The 22,497-nt window shown below is 66.5% G+C and carries 18 protein-coding genes and 1 tRNA gene; 9 read left to right on the top strand and 10 right to left on the bottom strand.

Translation table 11 applies throughout. The features are described from left to right. Positions 1 to 37: 37 nt before the first annotated feature. From K1X74_06650 to K1X74_06640, 3 genes are all read right to left on the bottom strand, one after another. The gene (locus K1X74_06650; GenBank protein ID MBX7166011.1) at positions 38 to 1,537 is read right to left on the bottom strand and encodes a TolC family protein; all 1,500 of its coding nucleotides are present in this window, start codon (positions 1,535 to 1,537) and stop codon (positions 38 to 40) included. A 177-nt stretch (positions 1,538 to 1,714) separates the two neighbouring features. Beyond that, positions 1,715 to 3,091 (bottom strand): HlyD family secretion protein, encoded by a 1,377-nt coding sequence (locus K1X74_06645; protein ID MBX7166010.1) that lies wholly within the window; start codon positions 3,089 to 3,091, stop codon positions 1,715 to 1,717. Continuing rightward, complete coding sequence (locus K1X74_06640; protein MBX7166009.1) at positions 3,084 to 5,321, bottom strand: ATP-binding cassette domain-containing protein; 2,238 nt, start codon at positions 5,319 to 5,321, stop codon at positions 3,084 to 3,086. Before K1X74_06640 ends, K1X74_06645 begins: the two co-directional genes overlap by 8 nt. 185 nt (positions 5,322 to 5,506) lie before the next feature. Here K1X74_06640 and K1X74_06635 point away from each other — a divergent pair, with 185 nt between their 5' ends. Then, positions 5,507 to 6,463 carry a LysR family transcriptional regulator gene (locus tag K1X74_06635; protein ID MBX7166008.1) on the top strand — a complete coding sequence of 319 codons (957 nt, stop codon included), beginning with the start codon at positions 5,507 to 5,509 and terminating at the stop codon, positions 6,461 to 6,463. A 63-nt stretch (positions 6,464 to 6,526) separates the two neighbouring features. On the opposite strand, the gene K1X74_06630 is transcribed toward K1X74_06635, so the two are convergent. Further along, positions 6,527 to 7,333, bottom strand: a complete 807-nt coding sequence (locus tag K1X74_06630) for a lysoplasmalogenase (GenBank protein ID MBX7166007.1) — start codon at positions 7,331 to 7,333, stop codon at positions 6,527 to 6,529. Positions 7,334 to 7,517: 184 nt separating this feature from the next. Here K1X74_06630 and K1X74_06625 point away from each other — a divergent pair, with 184 nt between their 5' ends. From K1X74_06625 to K1X74_06615, 3 genes are all read left to right on the top strand, one after another. Next, complete coding sequence (locus K1X74_06625; GenBank protein MBX7166006.1) at positions 7,518 to 8,933, top strand: aldehyde dehydrogenase family protein; 1,416 nt, start codon at positions 7,518 to 7,520, stop codon at positions 8,931 to 8,933. Positions 8,934 to 9,168: 235 nt separating this feature from the next. Then, on the top strand, positions 9,169 to 10,746 hold the full coding sequence (locus K1X74_06620; protein ID MBX7166005.1) for a SpoIIE family protein phosphatase: 1,578 nt from the start codon (positions 9,169 to 9,171) through the stop codon (positions 10,744 to 10,746). Between the two features lie 187 nt (positions 10,747 to 10,933). After that, a tRNA-Leu gene (locus K1X74_06615) sits at positions 10,934 to 11,017 on the top strand. A 38-nt stretch (positions 11,018 to 11,055) separates the two neighbouring features. Here the strand turns inward: K1X74_06615 and K1X74_06610 are convergent. Further along, entirely contained in the window at positions 11,056 to 12,156 is a 1,101-nt protein-coding gene (locus K1X74_06610; protein MBX7166004.1) for a hypothetical protein, read from the bottom strand. Between the two features lie 104 nt (positions 12,157 to 12,260). Between K1X74_06610 and K1X74_06605 the strand changes: the two genes are divergently transcribed. Continuing rightward, positions 12,261 to 13,178 (top strand): alpha/beta hydrolase, encoded by a 918-nt coding sequence (locus tag K1X74_06605; protein ID MBX7166003.1) that lies wholly within the window; start codon positions 12,261 to 12,263, stop codon positions 13,176 to 13,178. Between the two features lie 168 nt (positions 13,179 to 13,346). Here K1X74_06605 and K1X74_06600 read toward each other — a convergent pair whose 3' ends face one another. The 5 genes from K1X74_06600 to K1X74_06580 form a co-directional block, all read right to left on the bottom strand. Beyond that, positions 13,347 to 13,742: an RNA-binding protein gene (locus K1X74_06600; protein ID MBX7166002.1), complete on the bottom strand. Its 396-nt coding sequence runs from the start codon at positions 13,740 to 13,742 to the stop codon at positions 13,347 to 13,349. A gap of 523 nt (positions 13,743 to 14,265) precedes the next feature. Continuing rightward, positions 14,266 to 15,087 carry a hypothetical protein gene (locus tag K1X74_06595; protein ID MBX7166001.1) on the bottom strand — a complete coding sequence of 274 codons (822 nt, stop codon included), beginning with the start codon at positions 15,085 to 15,087 and terminating at the stop codon, positions 14,266 to 14,268. Between the two features lie 23 nt (positions 15,088 to 15,110). Further along, positions 15,111 to 15,998, bottom strand: a complete 888-nt coding sequence (locus K1X74_06590; protein MBX7166000.1) for a class I SAM-dependent methyltransferase — start codon at positions 15,996 to 15,998, stop codon at positions 15,111 to 15,113. 6 nt (positions 15,999 to 16,004) lie between these two features. After that, complete coding sequence (locus tag K1X74_06585; GenBank protein ID MBX7165999.1) at positions 16,005 to 17,996, bottom strand: YgiQ family radical SAM protein; 1,992 nt, start codon at positions 17,994 to 17,996, stop codon at positions 16,005 to 16,007. A gap of 50 nt (positions 17,997 to 18,046) precedes the next feature. Continuing rightward, the gene (locus tag K1X74_06580) at positions 18,047 to 19,054 is read right to left on the bottom strand and encodes an alpha/beta hydrolase family protein (GenBank protein ID MBX7165998.1); all 1,008 of its coding nucleotides are present in this window, start codon (positions 19,052 to 19,054) and stop codon (positions 18,047 to 18,049) included. A 161-nt stretch (positions 19,055 to 19,215) separates the two neighbouring features. Between K1X74_06580 and K1X74_06575 the strand changes: the two genes are divergently transcribed. The 4 genes from K1X74_06575 (at position 19,216) to K1X74_06560 (ending at position 22,491) form a co-directional block, all read left to right on the top strand. Next, positions 19,216 to 20,289, top strand: coding sequence for a glycosyltransferase family 9 protein (locus tag K1X74_06575; GenBank protein MBX7165997.1), 1,074 nt, complete (start codon positions 19,216 to 19,218; stop codon positions 20,287 to 20,289). Between the two features lie 84 nt (positions 20,290 to 20,373). Then, positions 20,374 to 21,372, top strand: coding sequence for a M28 family peptidase (locus K1X74_06570; protein ID MBX7165996.1), 999 nt, complete (start codon positions 20,374 to 20,376; stop codon positions 21,370 to 21,372). A 10-nt stretch (positions 21,373 to 21,382) separates the two neighbouring features. Then, positions 21,383 to 21,763 carry a hypothetical protein gene (locus tag K1X74_06565; GenBank protein MBX7165995.1) on the top strand — a complete coding sequence of 127 codons (381 nt, stop codon included), beginning with the start codon at positions 21,383 to 21,385 and terminating at the stop codon, positions 21,761 to 21,763. A gap of 71 nt (positions 21,764 to 21,834) precedes the next feature. Next, positions 21,835 to 22,491, top strand: a complete 657-nt coding sequence (locus K1X74_06560; GenBank protein MBX7165994.1) for a hypothetical protein — start codon at positions 21,835 to 21,837, stop codon at positions 22,489 to 22,491. The last annotated feature ends 6 nt before the right edge of the window (positions 22,492 to 22,497 follow it).

Here is a 22,497-nt window from a genome sequence, read left to right as displayed (position 1 = left end):
TGCGCTTTCGCGAGGTGGCAGGCAAAACGCCCGACGGCTACTTTCCAGGCGGCGGCGGTGCAACGCGTTCGATGGGCCCGGGCGGCGCGGCCGGACCAGGTGTTGCCGCCGGCACGGCGATGGCCGGCATCGAGTCGACGCCCAGCGCCGCGCGATACTCGGCCACGGCCTTGAAGTACTCGGCCGTCAGGTCCATTTCGAGCACCCGAGTCTCGGCCGTGGCCTGCTCGCGCAGATTCACTTGGAACAGGCTGCTGAGGCCCTGGTCAAAGCTCTTGCGTTCGAGCTCTTCGAGGCGGCTGTTGTACCGCACCGCGTCTTGGGCGCGTTGCACTTGCTCGAAGCTGGCCGCGATGGCGCTGGAGATGTCGCGGACTTCGGCCACGATGGCGTCTTCCGCGTAACGTTGCTTCATCGACAACTGGGCGATCTTGGCCTGGTACGCGCGCACCTTGCCTTCGGCATAGCGGCGCTGCAGCGGCACGTCGACGGTCACCCCCGTCTCGAGTTCGAAGGGCCCTTTGTCATTTCGATCGTCGGCGCGATAGCCCACGTCTTGCGAGGCATACAGCACCGCATCGACGCCTGGCTGCAACAGGTTTCGGGCCTGGGCCAGGTCGACCATGGCACTGTTCCGCTGCAGGCCGAGATATTGCAACTCGGGCCGCCGCGCGCGGGCGATTTGGATATCTGCTTCGACCCGCCGCGGATGCAAGGGCGCCAGCGGAGGAAACTGGGCCGGTAATCGCACCGCCGGCGGCAGCACCGGCTGGCCGACGCCATCGCGATAGTAAAGCGACACCGCGATGGCCGCTTGTTGGAATTTGCGCTCAGCACCCACGAGCAAACCGCGGCGGGTCGCGATCAACCGGAGATTCTCAGTGACCGCCAGTTGGGGAATCGCTCCGGCCGCCGCGCTGCGTTCCAGGGCCTGCTGCCGCTCCAGCGCCAAATCGAGCAAGTCGCGGGCAATCTCGTAGCGACGGCCGGCGTTGAACCACGCCCAATACGACTTGGCCGACTCTTTGACGTAGGTCAGGCGTTCCTTGCGGATCCCTGGTTCGGCCAGGCTGCGCGCGATCTCGGCCTGACGCACGGCAACGCGGCGATAGTCGATCGGCCGGTCGCGCAGCAGCGGTGCGTCGAGGCCAGCCCGAAACTCGCCTCCTTCGTTGGTCTTGCGCTCGAAGTACCAGGGCTGGATATCGCCGCGGCCAAGCTGATAGCCGCCGAACAGCTTGGTGCCGTTCCACAGCGGCTGCTCGAGCCCAAGGTTGTAACGATAGTTCTTGTAATATCCCAAGGGCGCCGCCAAGGCATGGCCGGCGATCTGTAGGTCGAAGCCTCCCCAAGATGCGAGCTGCTCGCCCGCCGCAATGGCTCGTTCCTGTTCGATCGCCGCGAGCAGCGGATACTGATACAGGACTGCGTCGATCACTTCCTGCTCGAACAATGGCGGCGGTTGCGGCGCAGGAAGTTCGCCCGTTGGCAACTGCGGCGGGCTCTGCGGCCAAAGCCGCGGCAACACGGGCGGCAACGGAACCTCGCCGGCGTTCGCCTGCGGGGGCGGAGAAGTCGGCCCCGTGCGCGGTGGTTCGGCGCAGGCTGGCGCGCCGTGCGGCGCGCAGCAGCAGACCAGCAGAACCAACGAGATGATTCTGCGACGCGAGCGGCCTCGTTCCTTCTCGGCGCGACGCACCTTCACGCACTCTTCCTATTTCGGCAGCGGGGGCTTTGCCTTTTCCTTGCCGTCTTTTCCCGTCGCCTTCTCCTTGCCGGGCTCGTCCATCGCCACCACCGGCGGAAATCCGTTTAGTTGGCGCCAGATCTCGTAGGCGATCGGCACCTGGCCGAGCAGCACCCAGCCGTTGGCGCGGACGCCCTGCTTGAGCCAACGCCGGCCCGGCCACGATTCGTCGGCCGGGTCGGGGCGCACCACGACGCGAAAGTTCCCCAGACCATCGTCCGCCGCGTCGACCAGTGCCACCTCGCCACCAAAGGTGCCCACGGCCGCCGAAGGCCAGCCCGGCACCTGCACGGCGGGCCAGCCCTCGAATTGCAGCCGCACCTTGCGCCCCTCGGCCACCAGCGGCATGTTGAAGCCGTCGACGTACAGCTCGACGGCCAGTTCTTCCGTGTCGGGCACGAGCTCGAACAGCGGATCGCCCGGTTTGACGTTCTCGCCGCCTTGCATGGCCGCCAGTCGCAACACGCGTCCGGCGAACGGCGCGCGAACCACCGTGGCGTTTTGTTGCTGGTTGAGTTTGATCTCGGCCGCCATGAGTTCCTTGTTCGCCTCGGCCAGATCGGCCTGCGCCGTCGCCAGGTCGGCCTCGGCGGCCTGAATCTTCGACAGCGTCTCGTGATCGATCTTCAAGACGTACTGCCGCTCGGCTTCGAGCTTGTTCTTGGCCGACGTGAGCTTGGCCTCGGCAGCCTGGACCTTGGCCTCGGTCTCGGCCTGCTTGGCGGTGGCCAGCTCGGTATCGCGCGTCGAGACGATTCCGTCGTTGACCAGGTCCATGAGCCGGTTGTAGTGCAGCAGTGCGGCCCGCGCGTCGGCCTGCGCCGCCACGAGATCCTGCTCGGCGGCCAGCACCGTTTGCTCGGCGGCGGCGACACTTTGCCGCGCCGCCTCGAGCGTCGGCTCGCGCTGGCCGCGCATGGCCTCGAGATAGGCCGTGTACTGCCCGACCTTGGCGCTGTACTGGTTGCATTTCTCCTGGGAAGCCGCGCGCAGTTGACGCAGGCTGGCCACGAGATTGGGATCGTTGTCCAGGATCTCGACGATCGGGTCGTGTTGGTTAACGTAGCTGTTTTCGCGGACGTCCCAACGGCTGACACGGCCGTAGATCTGCGCCTCGATCACCTGCCGGCGCTCCAGCGGCGCAAAGGCGACGACGCGCCCCTTGCCGGCCGCTGTCTGCTGCCACGGTACGATCCCCACCAGCAACAGCACACCTGTGAGCAGCACGCCCAGATACCGGGCCAGGCGGTGAATAAATCGCGGCGTGACGACTTGGGACATGGCCGGCAGATCGGCATCGACCTGCGCCGGGCGCGGCCATCGCCAGCCGAAGAGCTTAGGCATCGTCGTGGCCTCCCAGCGCGTCGAGCTGCTCGATCCGGTCGCAGCGGTCGGCCACGTCTTCCAGATTGGTCACGATCAACAATGTCCAGGGGCGCTGCGGCCGCAGCAGATAGTCGAGCAACCGTTGCCGCGCCGGACGGGACAAGCGATCGAGCGTCTCATCGAGGATCAACAGCCTCGGCCGGCCCGCCAAGGCCCGGGCCAGCGTCAGCCGCAGTGCTTGGGAATCCGACAACGGGGTCCCGCCCGCCGTGATGCGCGTCCGCAGGCCATCGGGCAGCTTGCCGATATCTTCCAACAGGCCGGCCGCCTGGATGGCTTCGTGCAGGTCGCGCCGCGACACCTCGGGCCGATCGAGCGTTACGTTTTCTGCGATTGTGCCGTCGAACAGTTCGGCCTGGCGCACCGTGACGATCTGCCGGCGCAGGGCTTCCAGCGAGTATTCGCGCACGTCCTCGCCATCGAGCAAGATCACGCCCGAGCTGGGTCGGCGCAGACTGTGAATCAGGTCGACCAGGGCACTCTTGCCGCTGCCTTCCCGACCGATCAGGGCCACACTCTGGCCCGGTTCCAGAACCAGGTTGATGCGATCCAACAAGCGGCTCCGCGGCGCAAACGAAAACGACAGCCGCCGCAGCTCGAGTCGCGCAGGGGCAGGGACCATGAGCGTCTGGCTTCCACCCGACGGTTCCAACGGCAGGTCGAGCAGGTGACCCACCTTGACCGTGGCGGCCATCAGGTCGTAGTAGCCTTCGATGTGTTTGCCGAGCTTGGCAAAGGCCGCCACGATGTTCGACAGCAGTAACTGGGCCGCCACGAGTTGCCCCAAGGTGAGCGTGCGCTCGATGACCAGCCACGCCCCGATTCCCAACAAGGCCGTCGTGGCGACGGCTTGCAGGCCGAGCGAAAACCCAATCTGTCGAAACAGGATGCGGAAGTGCGACTGGCGATTGGCCAGGTATTCCTTGATCAGGCTCTCCGAGCGGCGCCAGGCAAACTCGCCGCCGCCGGCCAGCTTGAACAGCAACAAATGCCGGGTCAGATCCTCGAGCCAGCCGACCACGGCATATTTCGATCGCGACTCGGCGATTGCCGAATCGACCGCGCCGCGGCCCAGCACGAACAGGGCGGCCGCAATCGCCGCCATCAGCAACAGATCGAAGCCCAGCAGGAAGGGATGATAAAACGCCAGCACCACCATGCTGACCAGCGCCACGATGACCAGGCTCAGGGCGTCCAGCAGCAGCGATGCGCCGACCTTCTGCACGGTCAGGATGTCGAAAAAGCGATTGACCAGCTCGGGACCATGATGTTCGTCCCAAACCGCGGGATCGACGCGGCGCAAGCGCACCGTGAGATCTGCCGCCACACGAACGAAGAGCCGCCGCTGCATCAACTCGACGACGTAGATTTGCAGCGCCTGGAGCGTCGAAGAAAACACGAGCGCCCCGCCGAGCAGCAAGGTCAGATAGAGCACCGGCTGCAACAAGTTGCCAAAGATGACCGAGCTGAACAGCAACTCGGCGGCGATCGGCACCGCCAGGCTCAGCAGACCGACGGCGACGGCAAAGATGACCACCGTCCACAGGTCGGCCCGATCGCGGCGCAGCAACTGGATCAATCGGCGCAGCGGCCCGATCGAACCAGGACCGTGAGGGTCCAAGGACTGCACCGCGGCCTGCGCGGGCCAGCCGGATTCCGGAGCTTCGCCGACGGCATACTCGGGCGCCACGATGCACCAGACGGTGCGCGGCTCCAACCGCCCGGATTGGGGATACAGATCGGAGATTCGGACTGTGAGCTCGCGCCCCTGCGAATCGACGGCCAATAGTTCGTTGCGCTTGCGGCCCACGACGAGCAACCACTCGCCGTCTGCGTGGGGGCCAGGTTCGCCTGGCACGGGGCGCCAAGTCACCAACAGTTCGCGTCCGGCGAGGCAGCGATCAAATTCGGCGGGCGTCAGCGACAACTCGACGGCCCGCATACCGCGTGCCGAGGCCGCGGTCGCAAACGCCGCGCTCCATGCCTGCGGCCAATCGCCGGCGGCCTGTTCGAGCGCAGCACGCGACGACCGGTGGTTCATCACCGAATCCAACAGCAGGCCCAAGCGCTGCGCCGCTTGATCGACCATGCCGGCCAGCGCCGCGACGCGTGCGGCAGGCACGGCTTCGACCTCGAGGACGCCGAGCGGCTCGCCGGGGCTGTCCGCTACGAATTCATCGCTATGCATGCAACACCCTGACGCGTCGAAACGACGCTGTATCCGGAAGCATCGGCATTCTCCGCACAATCGCGTGAGTCGACATCCGCCGCGCAGCCGGCCGGGCCTGAAAATGCCCCTTGATACATTGTTGCGTCGGGGGCAACAATCGACTAATAGAGTCGCTTAACGCTTTACATAGAAAATTTAGATCGATGGCCACGCCGGTCTCGCTCTACGACCTGAACTACCACCACCTGCTCTATTTCTGGACGGTGGCACACGAAGGTACGGTCGCCGCGGCCTGCGCGAAGCTCCATCTCGCGCAGCCGACGGTCAGCATGCAAATTCGCAGCCTGGAACGGGCGCTCGGCTGCAAGCTGTTCCGCCGAGCAGGCCGGACGCTGGCGCTGACCGAAGTGGGCCAAATGGTCTATCGCCACGCCGACGAAATGTTCGCCCATGCCCGAGAGCTGACGCAGGCCTTCGCCGGTGGTACGCCCGATCGCGCTCCGCGGCTCGTGGTCGGCGTGCCCGACGTGATGCCCAAGCTGGTGACTTACCGGCTGCTGGCCCCCGCCTTGCAACTGCCGCAGCCGGTGCAATTGGAATGCCGTGAAGCGAAGTTCGACCAATTGCTGGCCGACCTGGCCGTGCATCGCTTCGACGTGCTGCTCAGCGACGCACCCATTGGCTTAGGCGTACGGGTCAAGGCGTTCGAACACATCCTCGGCGATAGCGCCGTGGCCTTTTGCGCGGCGCGACCGTTGGCGCGCCGGCTACGCGGCAAGTTCCCACACTCGCTTCATCAGGCCCCGCTGCTGCTCCCCACCGAGAATACGCAACTCCGCCGCTCGATTGACGCCTGGCTCGAGGCGCGCCAACTCGTACCGCACATCTTGGGACAATTCGAAGATAGCGCCCTGTTGAAAGAATTCGGCCTGGCCGGCGTGGGCGCTTTTCCCGTGCCGTCGGTGGTGGTCGACGACGTCCGCCGGCAGTATCGCGTCGAGATCGTGGGCCAGGTGCCGGAAATCCGCTCGCGGTTTTATGCCATCACCACGCAACGGCGGGTCCAACATCCGGCCGTCCTGGCGCTGCTCGAGGCGGCAAGGAACGGATTCCTCGGCTCGACGGCCAACCGGTCGCACAGTGCATCTGGCGAACGCTGATGCACGGCCGCTTGGTGATCGCACGCAGCGCGCGTCGCCGAGGCCGCTCGGTCGGCATCTCGATCAACCGCCGACGAGTTTGCGCAGCGCGGGCCACTGCGAATAGACGATCAGCATCTGCCCGGGGCCATAGGTGAGCCAGACGGCATCACCACCCCAGGGAAAACTGCCGCGAAACAGCTCGAAGGCCAGGATCAAATCGCTCATCAGAAACAGGGCCCCGCCGAGGGCCAGTGGCGCGAACTTCGACGAGTGCCATCCGATCGCCTTGGCCATGCCGGCCGTGCCGGCCAAGAGCAGCGAATAGGGCAGGGCGGCCCAGTGGAGCGTGCCGACGTTGCCGGCGAGAAACACGACGCCGAACCACCCCGCCAGGCCGATCAATTGCCAGCCCAAGACGGCGACCAACCACTTGAAGCGGTCGTTGAATCCCGCGCGGCGTGCCAGATACACGCCGGCGGCGATGTAGAAGATGTGACCGATGGCAAACGAGACGATGCCGCCCATCGTCGGATTGTCGCGAAAAGCGAAATGGATCAGGTTGGCGTTGAATAAATCGCCCAGAAAGCCCGCGGCCATCCCCAGGGCCACAAGCACCGCATAGCGCAGCGCAGGCGTGCCGATGGCCCCCCATGCGCCGACGATGCCGGCGATCACCAGCACGAGCGACGAGCCCATGCGTCCCACCGTCGGAATGTGCTGCCTGGCGTCGGCATCATCCACCGTTGCGAGTCCGTAGCAGAACCCGCCCAGCAGCAGCACGGCCCAAACCACCCACAGCGCTCGCGCCACCACGCGGGGCATGTTGCCCGCCGGCACACTGCTCGCGCCCGGCGACTTCTCAAGAGCCAATTGTGAAGGGATTGCCATACAGGGCGGGCTCCGGACACCTGAGCGAACAAGCAGAGATCAGAGCCAGACGATACTCGCAGCGCGGGTGGCCCGCAACCAGTGCCTGCGGCGCCGCAGTCTCACGTGCCCTGCATTCGCCCCCGCTACAATGCCGGCAAGCAGCGGTCACCCGTTCTATTTTCCGGCCCAAGGTCTCACTCTCATGCAGATGTTTGTCCGCGGCGCCTGGCGCGATAAGCCACAGCAGATCGAAGTTCGCAATCCCTACGACGGCCGCGTGATCGACACGGTTCCCAAGGCCGATGCGGCCGACGTGGACGACGCCCTGGCCGGCGCCTGCGAGGGCGCCGTCGAAATGCGCCGCCTGCCGGGCTACGACCGCGGGCAGATCCTGCGTCGGGCCGTCACGGGGATGGAGCGCGCTGCCGACGACCTGGCTCAGACGATCAGCCGCGAGGAAGGCAAGACGCTTGCCGAGGCGCGATTCGAGGTGACCCGCGCCACGGAAACGATGCTGTTGTCGGCAGAAGAGGCGCGGCGTATCGCGGGCGAAGGCCTGCCGCTCGACGGCGCGCCGGGCGGCGCCGGCAAGCTCGGCTTTACACTCCGCGTGCCCTGCGGAGTGGTCGCGGCGATCACGCCGTTCAACTTCCCGCTCAATCTCGTCTGCCACAAGGTTGGCCCCGCGCTGGCCGCAGGCAACTCGGTCGTACTCAAGCCGGCCTCGGACACGCCGCTTTCGGCGTTGAAGCTCGTCGAGATCCTGCTTGCCGCCGGGCTGCCGCCCCTGGGTATCGCCTGCCTGACGGGCTCGGGAGCCGAGGTCGGCGACCCGCTCTGTGCGGACCCGCGCGTGCGCAAAATCAGCTTCACCGGCAGCCGCGATGTAGGCGAGCACATCTGCCGACAGGCGGGCCTGAAACGCGTGACGATGGAATTGGGCAGCAACAGCCCATTGATCGTTATGGACGACGCCGACCTGTACCAGGTAGTCGAGGCGACCGTTGCGACGGGCTATAGCAATGCCGGCCAGGTGTGCATCTCGACCCAGCGCGTCATCGCACAGGGGGGCGTCTACGACGACTTGCTCGCACAGCTCAAGCCGCGCGTCGAGGCGCTGCACATCGGCGACCCGCTCGATCCGGCCACGAAGATGGGGCCCATGATTCGCGAGCAGGACGCCGTTCGCGTCGGCCAGTGGGTCGACGAGGCGCTCCAAGGCGGCGCGCGGCTGATCGCGGGGGGCCAGCGCGAAGGCGCCCGATTTGCCGCGACGCTCGTGGCCGACGTCGATCCGCGCATGCGCGTCAGTTGCGACGAGCTGTTCGGGCCCGCCGTCGCCGTGCTGCGCGCCGATTCGCTCGACGCGGCGATCGCGCTGGCCAACGACAGCCGCTATGGTCTCGCCGCGGGCGTTTTCACGCGCGATCTGGGGCGTGCCTTGCGGTTTGCCCGCGAAGTCGATGCGGGCAACTTGCACATCAATTGGGGTCCACAGTGGCGTGCCGATCTGATGCCCTATGGAGGGCTCAAGGACAGCGGCATGGGCAAGGAAGGCCCACGTTACGCCATCGCCGAAATGACCGAGCTCAAGACGGTCGTCGTGCACGGGTTGTAACGGCACCCGACTTCGACAGACGTTCCGCGCGGCCGCAAGGTCGACTGCAGTTCGCCAACCAGCGCAGCCGATGAGAAACCCTGCCGGCTAAGGATGCTGGAGGAAGTGCGTCGACAAGCAGGCCTATGATCGCTCCCTGCGCGATCGCGGCCCTGGCTGTCGCCTGCCTCGATTGGGTCAAGGAACGATTGTTTTCCTTTGGGAAGGCGTTCTTGCCCCCGAGCAGGTGTGGCGCGTGAATAAGTCGATTCCTCCGTATTTACGGATCCATGTCGAGGATCCGCCGGCCGCGGTGCCGCTGCCTTCGGCCGAGCTGATTCCCGGCTGGAACCAGCTTTGCGCCGCCTTCGAGCAATCGACCGGCTGGCCGTTGCGCTATTACGAACAAGCGCCGGCGAACAATGTCGAGCTGCGCTGGAGCGCGCCCCTGACGGTCGAGCCCAAGGCTCCCTCGGGATTGCTTGCGCTGGAAAGCCCGGGCGAGAGCGCCCCGACGTCCGCCTCATTCGATGCCGCAAGCAAACTCGGCACCGCGCTGGCGGGGTTGGTCAACCACACGCTTCGGCTCGAGCACACGCTGTGGCTACGCGAGGCCGAACTGGCGGCCGGCGTGCCCGTAATCAGCGGCTCGGATTCCAACCGGCATCTGGCCCGGCGATTGGAAGCGGCCCTGCGCGGCGGGGCGCAGGCCCTCGGCTGCCAGGCGGCCGGCCTATACATGCTCGACGACGATACGACCGTGCTCAAGCTGCGCGCCGCCTGGGGATTGCCCAAGACGCGGCTGGCCGATCCGCCGCGCCGCTTGGCCGCCGCCATGGCCGATCTCGAGGCCCTCTTAGGCCATGCGGTCGTGCTCAACGACCCGTACCTGCTCGACCGCTGGAACCCGCCCGAGGATTTCGCCGCGGCCGTTTGTGTGCCCGTGTCGAGCCCGAGCACGCCGCTGGGCACGTTGTGGTTTTTCTCAACGACGCCGCGCGATTTCAACGACCAGCAGACCGGCGTGGCCGAGTTGGTGGCCGGCCGGATCGCCGCCGATCTCGAGCGCGAAATGCTCTTGCACCCGGCGGGGCGCGTCGCGGTCGAGCCGCAGCAATGCAGCGATGCGGCGGCCTGGCAGCGCAAGCGACTGCCGAGCGTGGCCCCGCTGGTCGAAGGCTGGCAACTCGCCGGCTGGCATCGCTCGTGCGCCGCGCTCAGCGGCGAATTCTTCGACTGGTGGGTGCTGCCCTGCGGTGCGCTGGCCTTGGCCGTGGGCGACGCCTTGCACCAGGGCGTCGTCGCGGCGCTGGCCGCTACTAGCCTCCGCGAGCAGGTTCGCGCGTGCAGCATGTTTCTGGCCCGGCCCGACTCGATTCTGGAAAGGGTCGGCCAGTGCCTCTGGAGCGGCTCGGCGGGCGATCAATTCGCGGCGCTGGGGCTGGCGCGGCTGCGGCCCGACGATCACCGCGTCGACGTGGCCACGGCCGGACCGGTCCACGCGCTGCATCTGCACGACAATGGCTGCACACGCCTGGGCAATCCGGTGCCGGCGCTGGCAAGCTCGCCCGAACAGCGCTACACGGCCTTGCCGCTGCGTCCCAAGCCGGGCGAAGCCGTGATCCTGGCCAGTGACGGCGTAATCGAAGCGCGGGACGACGCCGGGCGGCCTTGGGGCGCAAGCTGCCTGGCCGAGACCCTCAACGCGCACCGCCATGCCTCGGCCCAGGCGCTCGCCGATGCGGCACGCGCGGCGCTCGAGGCACACCAGGGACTGCGGGCCCGCGAAGATCAAACGCTGGTCGTGCTCAAACGGCGCGGGACATCCGCCTAAGGCACCCGCTGCGGGCACTCGATATCGGGTTCAAGCGGGCCAGCGGGCCGAGTTTTCAGCCGCAGCAGCGGCTACGGGCTCGCTTGACGATGCCCCGGCAGGGCTTAGACTTCATGGTTCGGCCCGTGAGTCCCCCCGGCATCCCCGGGGAACGCACAACCCAAGGGCCCCCAGACGGCGGCTCCGCGCGGGAGTGGCGGAATTGGCAGACGCGCCAGGTTGAGGGCCTGGTGATAGCAATATCGTGCAGGTTCAAGTCCTGTCTCCCGCAGTTGGCCGTCCCGGGCAGCTGGTCGCGTCGCACAGCGGCTATTTGGTGACCTGGCCCACACCGAATTGGTTGGCCGCGGCCACGGCTCGCCGGCCTTCAAAGGCGATTTCCAACAGCTTTTCGCTGTGCACCTGCCGGCCTTGCTCGTCGGCGAGCGCCGCGACGACCTGTTTGGTCGCCGCGTCGATGACTTCGCCCGTCGAGGCGTAAACTCGCCGCCCATCCAGGCTGAAACTGACCCAGCCGGGCTCTTCGCGCAGGGCGATACTCGCGCCTTGCCGCGGTGGCGACTGCGTCGCGTCGAACACGTGCAGCCGGCGGTTCACCGCGTCGCAAACCCAAATCTCGCGCTCGTCCGGGCTCAACGCGATGCCGTGGCTCGGGCAGCCGTGACGCGCGGGTTTGCCAAGCTTGAAGCCCTGCACTTCGACGCGGGCCAAGGGCTTGCCGGCCGTCAGATCGCCCAGCTCGAACCCCAGCAGGTTGTCGACCGTCACATAAACCAGCGTGCCGCGGCCGTTGACCGTGAACGGGCGGATCTTGTCGCTAAACGGACCACAAGACCGGGCCAGCGATTGCGTCGCGACGTCGGCAATCGCCAAGACCGGCGAACCGCGCCCCGCCAGGTAGGCCCAGCGCCCGTCGAGCGAGCAGATCGTGTTGTGGGCCTGGCTATTCGTCACCAGGCGCGTCGAGACATTGCCGGTGGCCGCGTCGACGACATGCCAATGCTCGCGCTCGAGCGAAGGCACATACAGCCACTTGCCGTCGGGCGTGATGTTCAACCGATCGCACCCGCCGGGCAGCTCACGCTCGTAGAGCGTCGCATCGGTTGCCAGATCGACGCGGTACAGTCGCGTCAGCGTCGTGAAATACAGGCTCTGAGAAGCCGCGTGCGCGCAAATCCCCTTGATGTTCTCAGGTTCCTCGCGCCGGCTAGCGGGCGTTTCAATGCGGCGGACAAAACGGTAGCCGTCGCGCACATCGAACACGACCAGGCCCGCCCCGCCCCATTCCGTGTAGTTGCGGACACCCGGCGCGGCCACGTAGAGCAACAACTGTTGCGGTTCTTCGGCCCGCGAGTGCGCCCCCATGCACACGGCAATCAGCACGGTTACCCCGCTGCGCAATCCTGGCATGTTCTCCTCCGGACATTTCGAGATTCGCCCCGTCGCTGGCGGCCAATTATGATGACGCACTTGGCTCGATGGCGAGTGTGCAACCGTTTATGGGAAATTGCGACATGCGACGCCTGAAAATCGGCTGGTTAGGGGCAATCGGACTCTGCGCGATGGCGGCCACGGCGCTGGCCGGCGACATCAGCGCCGAGGTCAAGTCCGACGTCGAGTACGGCAAAGGGGGTGACGAACCGCTGGTGCTCGACCTCTGCCAACCGGCCGACCCGAAAGGTCCGCTTCCGTGCCTGGTATTGATCCACGGCGGCGGCTGGCAAAGCGGCAACAAGCGCGTCTACCGCGAGCTGCTGCAAGATTGTGCCGGCGAGGGCTACGTCGTGGTGAGTGTCGGCTATCGACTGGCACCGAAGTACAAGTGGCCGGCGCAGATCGAAGACTGTAAGTGTGCCGTCCGCTGGATTCGCGCTCATGCGGCCGATTTGCACGTCGATCCGGCGCGGATCGGCGCAATGGGTCATTCGGCCGGGGCACACCTTTCGATGCTCCTGGGTTGCATGGACACCAGCGACGGCCTCGAGGGCGAGGGGGGCTGGGCAGATCAATCCAGCAAGGTGCAATGCGTCGTCAGCTATTTCGGCCCGACCGACCTGACGGTGCCTGAGAGCGACATCGACAAGCTGGCCGGGGCGGCCGACTTCAACCTGCCCGCGGTGCGGCTGATCTTGAAGAACTTCGTCGGGGGCAACCCGGCCGAGCAGACAGAAACTCTGCGGCAGGCCTCGCCGCTGACCTACGTCAATGCCGGCGACGCCCCGATGCTCTTGTTGCAAGGCACGAAGGACCCTTTGGTGCCGCACGATCAGGCGGTCTGGATGGCCAACGCACTGTCGAAATCGAAGGTCGAAGGACGGCTTGAATTGATCCTGGGCGCCGGCCACGGCTGGGGCGGCGCCGAGCGCGAGCGGACCCATCGCGAGGCGATGAGTTTTTTCGCCGCGCATTTGGGCAAGAACGACAAGAAATAGTTCGCCCCAGCGAGCGGCGAGAACGACATCGAGCACAGAAAAACAACGCGGCCCGGCGTGAAGCGTAGCACTTCGCACCGGGCCGCAGTTTGTTGTTGCTGGATCAAGCTGGGCTGCGTCGACCTATTCGCAGCGCAGCCGAACGTGGTGGGCAGGTCGCTCGCGGAATTAGCCGCGCCGGCCGCCACCACCGCCGTAGCCACCGCGGCCGCCACCACCGCCGCCACCGTAGCCGCCGCGGCCGCCACCGCCGCCGCCGCCACCATAACCGCCACCACCGCCGCCGCCACCGTAGCCGCCGCCACCGGCACGCGGTGCCTTGGGCTGGGCTTCATTGACCGTCAGCGGACGGCCCTGGAACTGCTGGCCGTTCAGGGCGCGAATCGCTTCATCGGTCGCTTCGTTCGATTCCATTTCGACGAAGCCGAAACCGCGCGATTGACCCGTTTGGCGGTCGGAGACCACCTCAGCCGTGCGCACGTTCCCGTACTGCCCAAAAAGTTGTTGAAGGTCCGCAGACGCCACGGACCAGGCAAGATTTCCCACGTAGATTCTTCTACCCATCACGAACTTCCTTCTGACTGACAATTCACTGACAAAAACAACAGTGCTCGAACCCGGCAGACTGCCAGGCGGACCAAGCGTGCGACGGGAGCCGCGCGGGGCCGGCGTGCCCTACGAACATCCGCACCGTCCAGCAGGCAGCGCGGAGTTTCGACAATCCTTCGGAGGCGGTTTCGAGGAAGAATGTCGTCCTCGACACCGTGCCGCAGAATCGCGCGACGTGAGCGAACGCAACCACAGACTCAACCCGACGAAGTACGCTCAGCCGCAAACGGCAGAACCGCTCGAGGAACTCTTCGGACATGCAGACAAGGAAGTCGATGGCCAAACGACCGGCGCACAGGCAAGAACTGCCAGCAAACCGGAGTAGTCGTCGAAAACCCCCGCACCCGTACCACATGCACTCCAGTCGAGCGACTCTGAAGCCATGCGCACACGCCGTAGCATAGAGACGCGAGCCGCAGTGTGTCTACGGCGATTTGGAAAAAAAGTTTACCTTGCTCGAATTCTTCGGCCCGCTCGTTCAAGACCCGGCGGCCTCGGCCGCCGTGCGCTGGCGCAGCGATTCGTAGAACAGCACTGCGGCGGCGGCGGAAACATTGAGACTGTCGGCCGCTCCGAGCATCGGCAGCGAAATCGCCTCGGCCGCCAGTGCGTCCCATGCGGCCGGCAGCCCCGTGCTTTCGGCACCCAGCACCAGGGCCAAGGGGCCGGTTAACCGCGCCTTCGTGTAACACACGTCGGCATCGGGGCGCGTCACCAGGCAGCGGATACCGCGTTGCCGCAGCCAGTCGATCACCGCCGTGCCCGTGGCCGCGGCCACGGGCAGCGAAAAGACCGTACCGAGGCTGGCCCGAATCGTGTTCGGATTGAACAGATCCGTGGCCCCGTCGGCGATGATCACTCCGGACAGGCCCGCCCCGTCGGCCGTTCGCAGGATCGCCCCGACGTTGCCGGGTTTCTCGAGCCCCACGAGCACAGCGACGACGGTCTGGCGATCGTTGGGAAACTCGCCCCATGCCTCGAGCGAACGTGCCGGGGCAAGGGCCACGGCGACGATCCCCTCGTGGCGGCTGCCATAGGCCAACCGCTCGAATACGGACGGCGTCACCTGGCAGACGTCGGCGCCGCAACGCACGGTCCGCTCGATCAGCGGCGCCAGGTCCTCGTCGTCGACGACAAACGCCTCGACGACCTCGATACCCGCGTCGAGCGCTCGATCCAGCTCGCGGCGCCCGTCGATCAGGATGCGGCGCTGCTTTTGCCGATGTCGCCCTTCGCGAAGGCGCGCGGCCTGCTTGATCCGTGGATTCTGCAGGCTCGTGATCACAGGAAGCGGCGACATGCAAACCCTCGAACGATCGCTATTCAACCGCCGCTGGGTGTACAGATGCAGCGCACCGCCACGCCGCTCGGCAACCTTCGACCGTCGCTGGTCACCAACTCCAGATCGACGGCACGCAGCCGCGCGGTTCGCGGCGCCCCAGGTTGAATCCACGCGGCCAGATCGCGCGCGGTGAACCCCTGCGTGTGACAACTGGCCAGCATGGCCGGCTGCGGCGAAGCGGCCAGCAGTGCCCAGCAGCCGGCCAGCAGATCGGGCAGATCGCGCACGAGCTGCCAGGCCGCGCCGCCGGCGCCATGACCGTAGCTCGGCGGATCGAGGATCACAAGGTCGTAACTCCGCCCGCGGCGGCGTTCCCGCGCGACGTACGCCCGGGCATCGTCGACGATCCAGCGAATCGGAGCCGCGGCCAGCCCCGAACGCTGTGCGTTCGCGCGCGCCCAGGTCACCGCGCCGCGGGCCGCGTCGACGTGCGTCACCTCGGCGCCGCAGGCCGCCACCACCAGCGTGCTGGCCCCGGTATAGGCGAACAGGTTCAACACACGCGCCGGCCGCCGGACGACGGCCGCGTACTGGGAAATGCTCAACCAGTTGCCGGCTTGCTCGGGGAAAAAACCGACCTGCCCCGCATCGGTGGCGCGCAACTCGACCGCGACAGTTTCCACACTGGTGCCCTGATCGACCGCAAAGCACAGGCTCCAGGCGTCCGGCGAAGCGCTCTGCCATTGCCAGCCTGCGCCGGCCGTGCGATCGAAGTGGCCAACGGCATCGCACCAGCGCTGCGGACATGCGCGCGGCGCCTGGTCTGCCGCTGGACAAGGCCGATCGACAACGACGCCGCCAAATCGCTCGAGCTTGCGACCGGCGCCGAAGTCGATGAGCTCGTATTGCTGCTCGGCGAAGTAGTGCATCGGGCGTCAGTCGGTCGATTGCCGCGGCCGGCGCTGCGCCGATTTTCGGCCCGGGCGATACCCCGGCGCCGCGTCCTTGGCCGGCTTGCGCTGCGATTTCTTCAGCCGCTTGTTCGCCTGTGCGCGCCGCTTATTCAAGGCCTCGGCCGGCGGTCGGGCAGGAATCAGGCAATCGCAGCCCGAGCCAATCAAATCCTGACGGCCGGCGCGCTCAAGCGCCTGGCGAACCTCGAAGTAATTCTCCGGTTTGAAGAATTGCAGCAAGGCCCGCTGCTGTTTGCGATCGCGCAGGTGCTTTGCCGTCTCGACGGGCTGCATGGTCATCGGGTCCAGGCCCGTGTGATACATGCAGGCCGCGATATCGAACGGGCTGGGGATGAAATCTTGCACCTGGTCGGGCTTGTAATTGTGCCGTTTGAGAAACACGGCCAGGTCGATCATCGCCCGCAAATCGCTGCCCGGATGGCTGGCGATGTAATAGGGCACCAGGTACTGCTTCTTGCCAGCGCGGGCCGAGGCGGCCTTGAACTGCCGATCGAACTGTTGGAAATCCTCCGCGTCCGGCTTCTTCATCAGCCGCAGCACCTCCGGATCGGTGTGCTCGGGCGCGACCTTCAGATAGCCGCCGACGTGATGCCGCACCAGCTCGTCCAAATAGGCCGGGTCGCGGCGGGCGAGGTCCATGCGAATGCCCGACGCCACGAGCACCTGCTTCACGCCTGGTTCCTTGCGCGCCCGCCGCATGAGCTGCACGAGCGGACCATGATCGGTGCCCAACAGCTTGCAGATCTTGGGGTGCACGCAGCTCAACCGCCGACACACCGCCTCGACCTCGGGACGGGTGCAGCGCATCTGGTACATATTGGCCGTGGGCCCGCCGATATCGCTCACCGTGCCGGAGAACTCGGGATCTTCGCTCATGCGGCGAATCTCGCCGAGCACTGATTCCTGCGAACGGCTTTGAATGATCCGCCCCTCGTGCGCCGTGATCGAGCAGAATGTGCAGCCGCCGAAACAGCCGCGCATGATCTGCACCGAATGCCGCACGACCTCAAAGGCCGGGATCCGCGCCTGGCCATATACCGGGTGCGGACGGCGCGTGTAGGGAAGCCCATACACGCGATCCATCGTCGCCTGGTCCAAAGGGAGCGAGGGTGGGTTGACGACGATCCATTCGCGATCGTGCTGTTGCAGCAGCCGGCGGCCATTGTGCGGATTCGTCTCGTGGTGCGCCAGCCGCGTCATGTCGGCAAACGCCCGCTTGTCGCGCAAGACTTCTTCGAAGCTCGGCAGGACGACGGATTTTTCGTCTTCGCGCGGGGTCGCTTCGCTCGCGCCCACGCGATAGGCCACGCCACGCAGCCCGCGCAACTCGCGCAGATGCTTGCCTGCCTTGAGTCGCCGGGCGATCTCGAGAATCGGCGTTTCGCCCATGCCGAAGACGAGCAGGTCGGCCTTGCAGTCCATCAAGATCGCACGCCGGACCGTATCGCTCCAATAGTCGTAATGGGCGATGCGCCGCAAGCTGGCCTCGACCCCGCCGCAGACGATCGGCACACCCTTGTAGGCCTCGCGCGCGCGTTGGCAGTAGGCCAAGGTGGCCCGATCGGGCCGGCAGCCGATTCGCCCGTCGGGACTATAGGCGTCGTCGTTACGAACCTTCTTGTTGGCCGTGTAGTGATTGATCATCGAGTCCATGTTCCCCGCGCTGACGGCGAAGAACAGCCGGGGCTGGCCGAAGGTGCGCCACGGCTCGCACGACCGCCAGTCGGGCTGGCTGAGCATGCCCACGCGGTAGCCTTCGGCCTCGAGCAGCCGGCCCAACAGCGCCATGGCGAAGCTCGGATGATCGACGTACGCGTCGCCGGTGACGAACACCACGTCGACCCAGTCCCAGCCGCGCGCCTCCATCTCGGCCCGCGTCATCGGCAGGCAAGGGGAGGGCGGTTGCGTCAGGGCCGCGATCGGCAGACGGGGCTGGGCTTCGTTGGCGGGCATGCCTGCATTCTACCGTCGCGGGCATGCCCGGCGCGGCTGCGACGCGCAGGCTATTGTGCCAGCGGCGTGCCGGGTGCGTCGGGTTGGAAGAATCGGGTCAACCGTGCCAGTCCCTCGAAGACGAATCTCGCGGCGGTATAGTGCCCGGCATTCCACCAGACAATCTCCGGCTTGCCCAACGCCTCCCACAGAGCCTCGGTGCATGCCGGCGGCACGACCTCGTCGTTCCGCGCGTTGAGCATCAGGATCTTGCGGCCGCGCACGTTCGCGGCAAAGGTCACCGGGTCGATCGGCTTGATGACCTCGGCCAGCTCCTCGATGGTCTTACCTTGGGCTTCCCAGCCCTCGCGCAAGGCCTTGGTCTCTTCCGACTCCCAGGCGATGCGGCTGAAGTCGCCGCCGGCGAGCATCAGGCCCACCTTGGCGAATCGGGGTTCGCCCGCTGCCGCCACCGCGCTGGTGATGCCGCCGAGGCTGATGCCGGTGATCCCCAACTGCGCCGGGTCGATCTCGGGCTGCGCGGCGAGCCAGGCAGCGGCGCGGCGAATGTCGAGCACCGCCTGGGTCATGCCTTTGACCGTCTGGTGCGGATCGGGCGAGATCATCTGCACGCCCGAACCTGGCTGTTCGCGCGGGCCATAGTACGGCAGCTTGAGGAACAACGCCGCGACGTTGTTATATGCCAACTGTCGCGCGACCAGTCGCGCCAGGTCGAAATCGCCGCCCAGGATGTGCAGCACCACCACGCCCGGATGCTTGCCTTCGGACACCGGCCGGAAGTACTCACAATGGACGGTGTTGTTGTTCGGGTGCGGCGTCTCCACCGGCGAGGGGAACGTCACCTCGGACAGCTCGACTTTCTTCGACACGCTGTCGAGGAACTTCTGCTGGAACTCGAACGTGTGCGCATCGAGATGAAAGTGCGGCGGCACGATCTCCTCGTTCGGCGCGGGTTCAAAATTCACCTGTCCGCTGCGCGGCGGCGGCGACGCGGCGGCGGCCGGCCCAGCTAGGAGCAGGAAGGCGACAACCAGCAACGCGTGACGAAACCGGCACATGCAGACATCTCCGGCGGCAATAGGGGGGGCAAAGCGGGTGGGCTGGTGCAGGCGGGCGACCGGGAACCAGCAAGAGTCATGTTCCCCGGCCCAGGGCACCTCGGCTACTATAACTGCCCCGCCGGGCGACCCCAAGCCAGCCCGGAAGCGAGAGGCCTCGCATGGATGCACGCAAGACCCCGCTGGCAGAGCTGCGCCCTGAGCGGATCTGCCTGATCAAACCGAGCGCTCTGGGCGACGTCGTGCAGACTCTGCCCCTGCTGGCCGGTCTGCGCGCACGCTGGCCGCAGGCCAAGATCACCTGGGTGCTCCACCGCGGCCTGGTGCCGCTCCTGGAAGGCCAACCGGGCCTCGACGGGATCGTGCCTTTCGATCGCCAGCAACTGGCCGATCGCCCCTGGGCGAGCGTTCCCGCATTGTGGCGCGAGCTGCGGGCAGGGCGGTTCGACCTGGCCATCGACGTGCAAGGCCTGCTGCGCAGCGGCGCCGTGACCTGGGCGACGGGCGCGGCCCGCCGGGTAGGTTTTGCCAATGCCCGCGAAGGTGCCAGCCTGGCCTATACCGATCTCGTCGCGGTGCCCGACGTCGACCTGCCTGCTGTCGAGCGCTATTGGCTGCTGGCGGCCGCGCTGGGCTGCGAGGGTGCGCCGCGCGTCACCGCGCCTTCGATTCCGGATAGCGACCGGCGCGCGGTCGTCGACCTGCTGCACGGCCTGCCGCGCCCGTGGCTGGCGATTCACCCCGGGGCGCGTTGGGAAACGAAACGCTGGCCGCCGGCCTCGTTTTCCCAAGTCGCAGATCGCGCGGTACGCGAATTCGGCGCAAGCATCGTGCTCCTCGGTGGCCCGGAAGAAACCCTGCTCACGGCCGCCGTACGGCAACACCTGAAAACCCGGCACGTTGTCGACTTGGCCGGCCGCACGACGCTCAAGCAGCTCGCCGCAGCGTGCGACCTGGCCGACATGTTGCTGTCGAACGACTCGGGCCCGATGCACCTGGCGGCAGCATGCAGTACACCGGTTCTTGGAGTGTTCACCTGCACGAGCCCGCGCCGGGCGGGCCCCTTTGGCGCAGGCCACCGGATCGCCGCCACGGGGGTCGCCTGCGCAGCGAGCTACGTACGAACGTGTCCCACGATGCACTGCATGGCCGAACTGGTGCCCGAACGCGTTTGGCCCCTGGTTCGCGCGGCCCTGTCCGATTGGGTGGCCCATCCGTCCCGGCAGGCGAGTTGAATGGCCTCGAACGGCACTCGGGACAGCAACCCCTGCACGGCGTGGAGCGGTACAATGGCCACACCCGACCAGGCCGGAGCAGACATGCGTAAACCTACCGGACAGACCTTGTTCCTGGCTGCCGTGGTCGTAGTCAGCAGCGTGGTGGCCGGTTACCTGCTCTTTACCCAGCCTGGCCACAGCGGCAGGCAAGCCGGCGAAAAATCGCGGCTGACACTGGAAGACATCGATTTCAACGGCCGCCGCGCCTACGGCTACTTGGAACAGCTCTGCGCCCTGGGCCCGCGGCCAACCGGTTCCGAGGCCATGTCCCGGCAGCAGCAATTGCTCATCGAGCACTTTCAGAAACTCGGCGGCCAGATCACACGGCAAGCGTTTCAGTTTCGCCATCCCGTGACCGGACAGCCCGTGATCGGCACGAACCTGCTGGTGACCTGGCATCCCCAGTCGCGCGAGCGCGTCTTGCTCGTGGCGCATTACGACACGCGCCCGTTCCCCGATCGCGACCCGCAGAACCCGCGGGGGACATTCGTCGGCGCCAACGACGGGGCCAGCGGCACGGCGCTGCTGATGGAGCTGGCTCACGATTTCAGCCAGTTTCAATCGCGCAAATGGCCGGGGCAGCTCGGCGTCGATTTCCTGCTGGTCGATGCCGAAGAATTCGTGTTCGACGATCGGCAGCCCTATTTTCTCGGCTCCGAGTTCTTCGCCGGTCAATATGCCAAGAATCCGCCGCCCTACCGTTACCGCTGGGGCATTGTGCTCGACATGGTCGCCGATGCCGACCTGCAGATTTATCAAGAGCGTAACAGCCTGCTGTGGCGCGATACGCGGCCGCTGGTCGAGGCCCTGTGGCAGACGGCCGCCGACCTGGGCGTGCGCGAGTTCGTCCCTCGACCTAAGCATGAAATCCGCGACGACCACCTGCCGTTGCGCAACGTCGCCCGGATCCCGACTTGCGACGTGATCGACTTCGACTATCCGCCGTGGCACACCCAGGACGACGTGCCGGCACGCTGCTCGGCGCTCAGCCTGGCCAAGGTCGGCTGGGTCGTGCGCACCTGGCTCCAGCAGGCCCGCTAGCGAGGGCATCGTGGGCTACTGGCTGGCATTCCCCGTGATCGTGCTGCTGGTGGGCCTGGTGCTCGTACAACGTCAGCAACGATCCTCTGAGCGCCGGGGCAGCCGCGAAATCGCCAACCTGCTGATGGTCGTCGTGGCCTTCTTGATGGCCGTGGGCCTGATCTTGCAGCCGCTGGAATATCCCGTGGCTTTCGCAGCGTGCTGGCTGGCCGTCGCGATCGGAGCGGCCGGCCTGTTGGTGCTCGCCGGCTGGGACGCCGGATCGATCATGCGTCAAGGCGCGACCCGCCGTCGACAATTGCGCCAGGAACTGCGAACCAAATTGAGCGAAACGGCCGCGCGGCGGCAGCCCCCCAGGGCGCAGCAAGAAGCCGACGACCGGCCCGGTTGACCGGGGGCCGGGGGCCTCGTACGCTGCGCGGGCACGCTCCCGACACGGTATTTGACCCCTAGCAGTCGACGATGGACCCTTTGCGCTTGGCGTTGGCCTTTGGACCCTTGGCGGTTTACCTGATCGCCGTGGGACTGCTAAATCTTTCGCGGAAGCCGTGGGTCGTCAGCGGGGGGCGCGAATCGTGTGCGCTGGCCATCGCGTTGGCAGGCATGCTGACCGTCGGACCGATCGAGCTCTTCCTGCCGCGCGCAGCGGCCACGGTCTATGGCGCCAAGGCCTGGGCGATGATCGCGGGCCTGTACTTCCTCGGTGCGACGCTGCTGATCCTGCTGCAGCGGCCCCGGCTGACCATTTACAACTGCCCGACCGCCATCGTCCGGCAGGCAGTCGGCGACGTGACCCGCCAGCTTGATGGCTGTGCGACGACCGTGGGCGACACCTACGTGCTCCCCAATCGACAGGTGCAGTTTCATCTCGACAGCGTGCCGGTCGTACGCAACACATCGCTGGTTTCGATCGGCGAACACCAGTCGCTCGACGGCTGGAAGGCGCTCGAGGCGCGGCTTGCCGACGTGCTGACGCCCAGGAGCGTCACGCCCAACGTGTCCGGTACCGCGCTGGTCGCGGTGGGCGTCGCGATTCTGGTCTTGATTGGCCAGCGCTGGGTCGACGGTGCTGTCGAGATCGCCAAGCTCATCGAGCAAATGCTGCACACGGCCGGTTGAGCAGGC

It is taken from the genome of Pirellulales bacterium, from assembly GCA_019694435.1.
Lineage (GTDB): Bacteria > Planctomycetota > Planctomycetia > Pirellulales > JAEUIK01 > JAIBBZ01.
The sequence above is the reverse complement of the archived record's forward strand: the minus strand, read 5'-3'. Positions and strand labels throughout refer to the sequence as shown.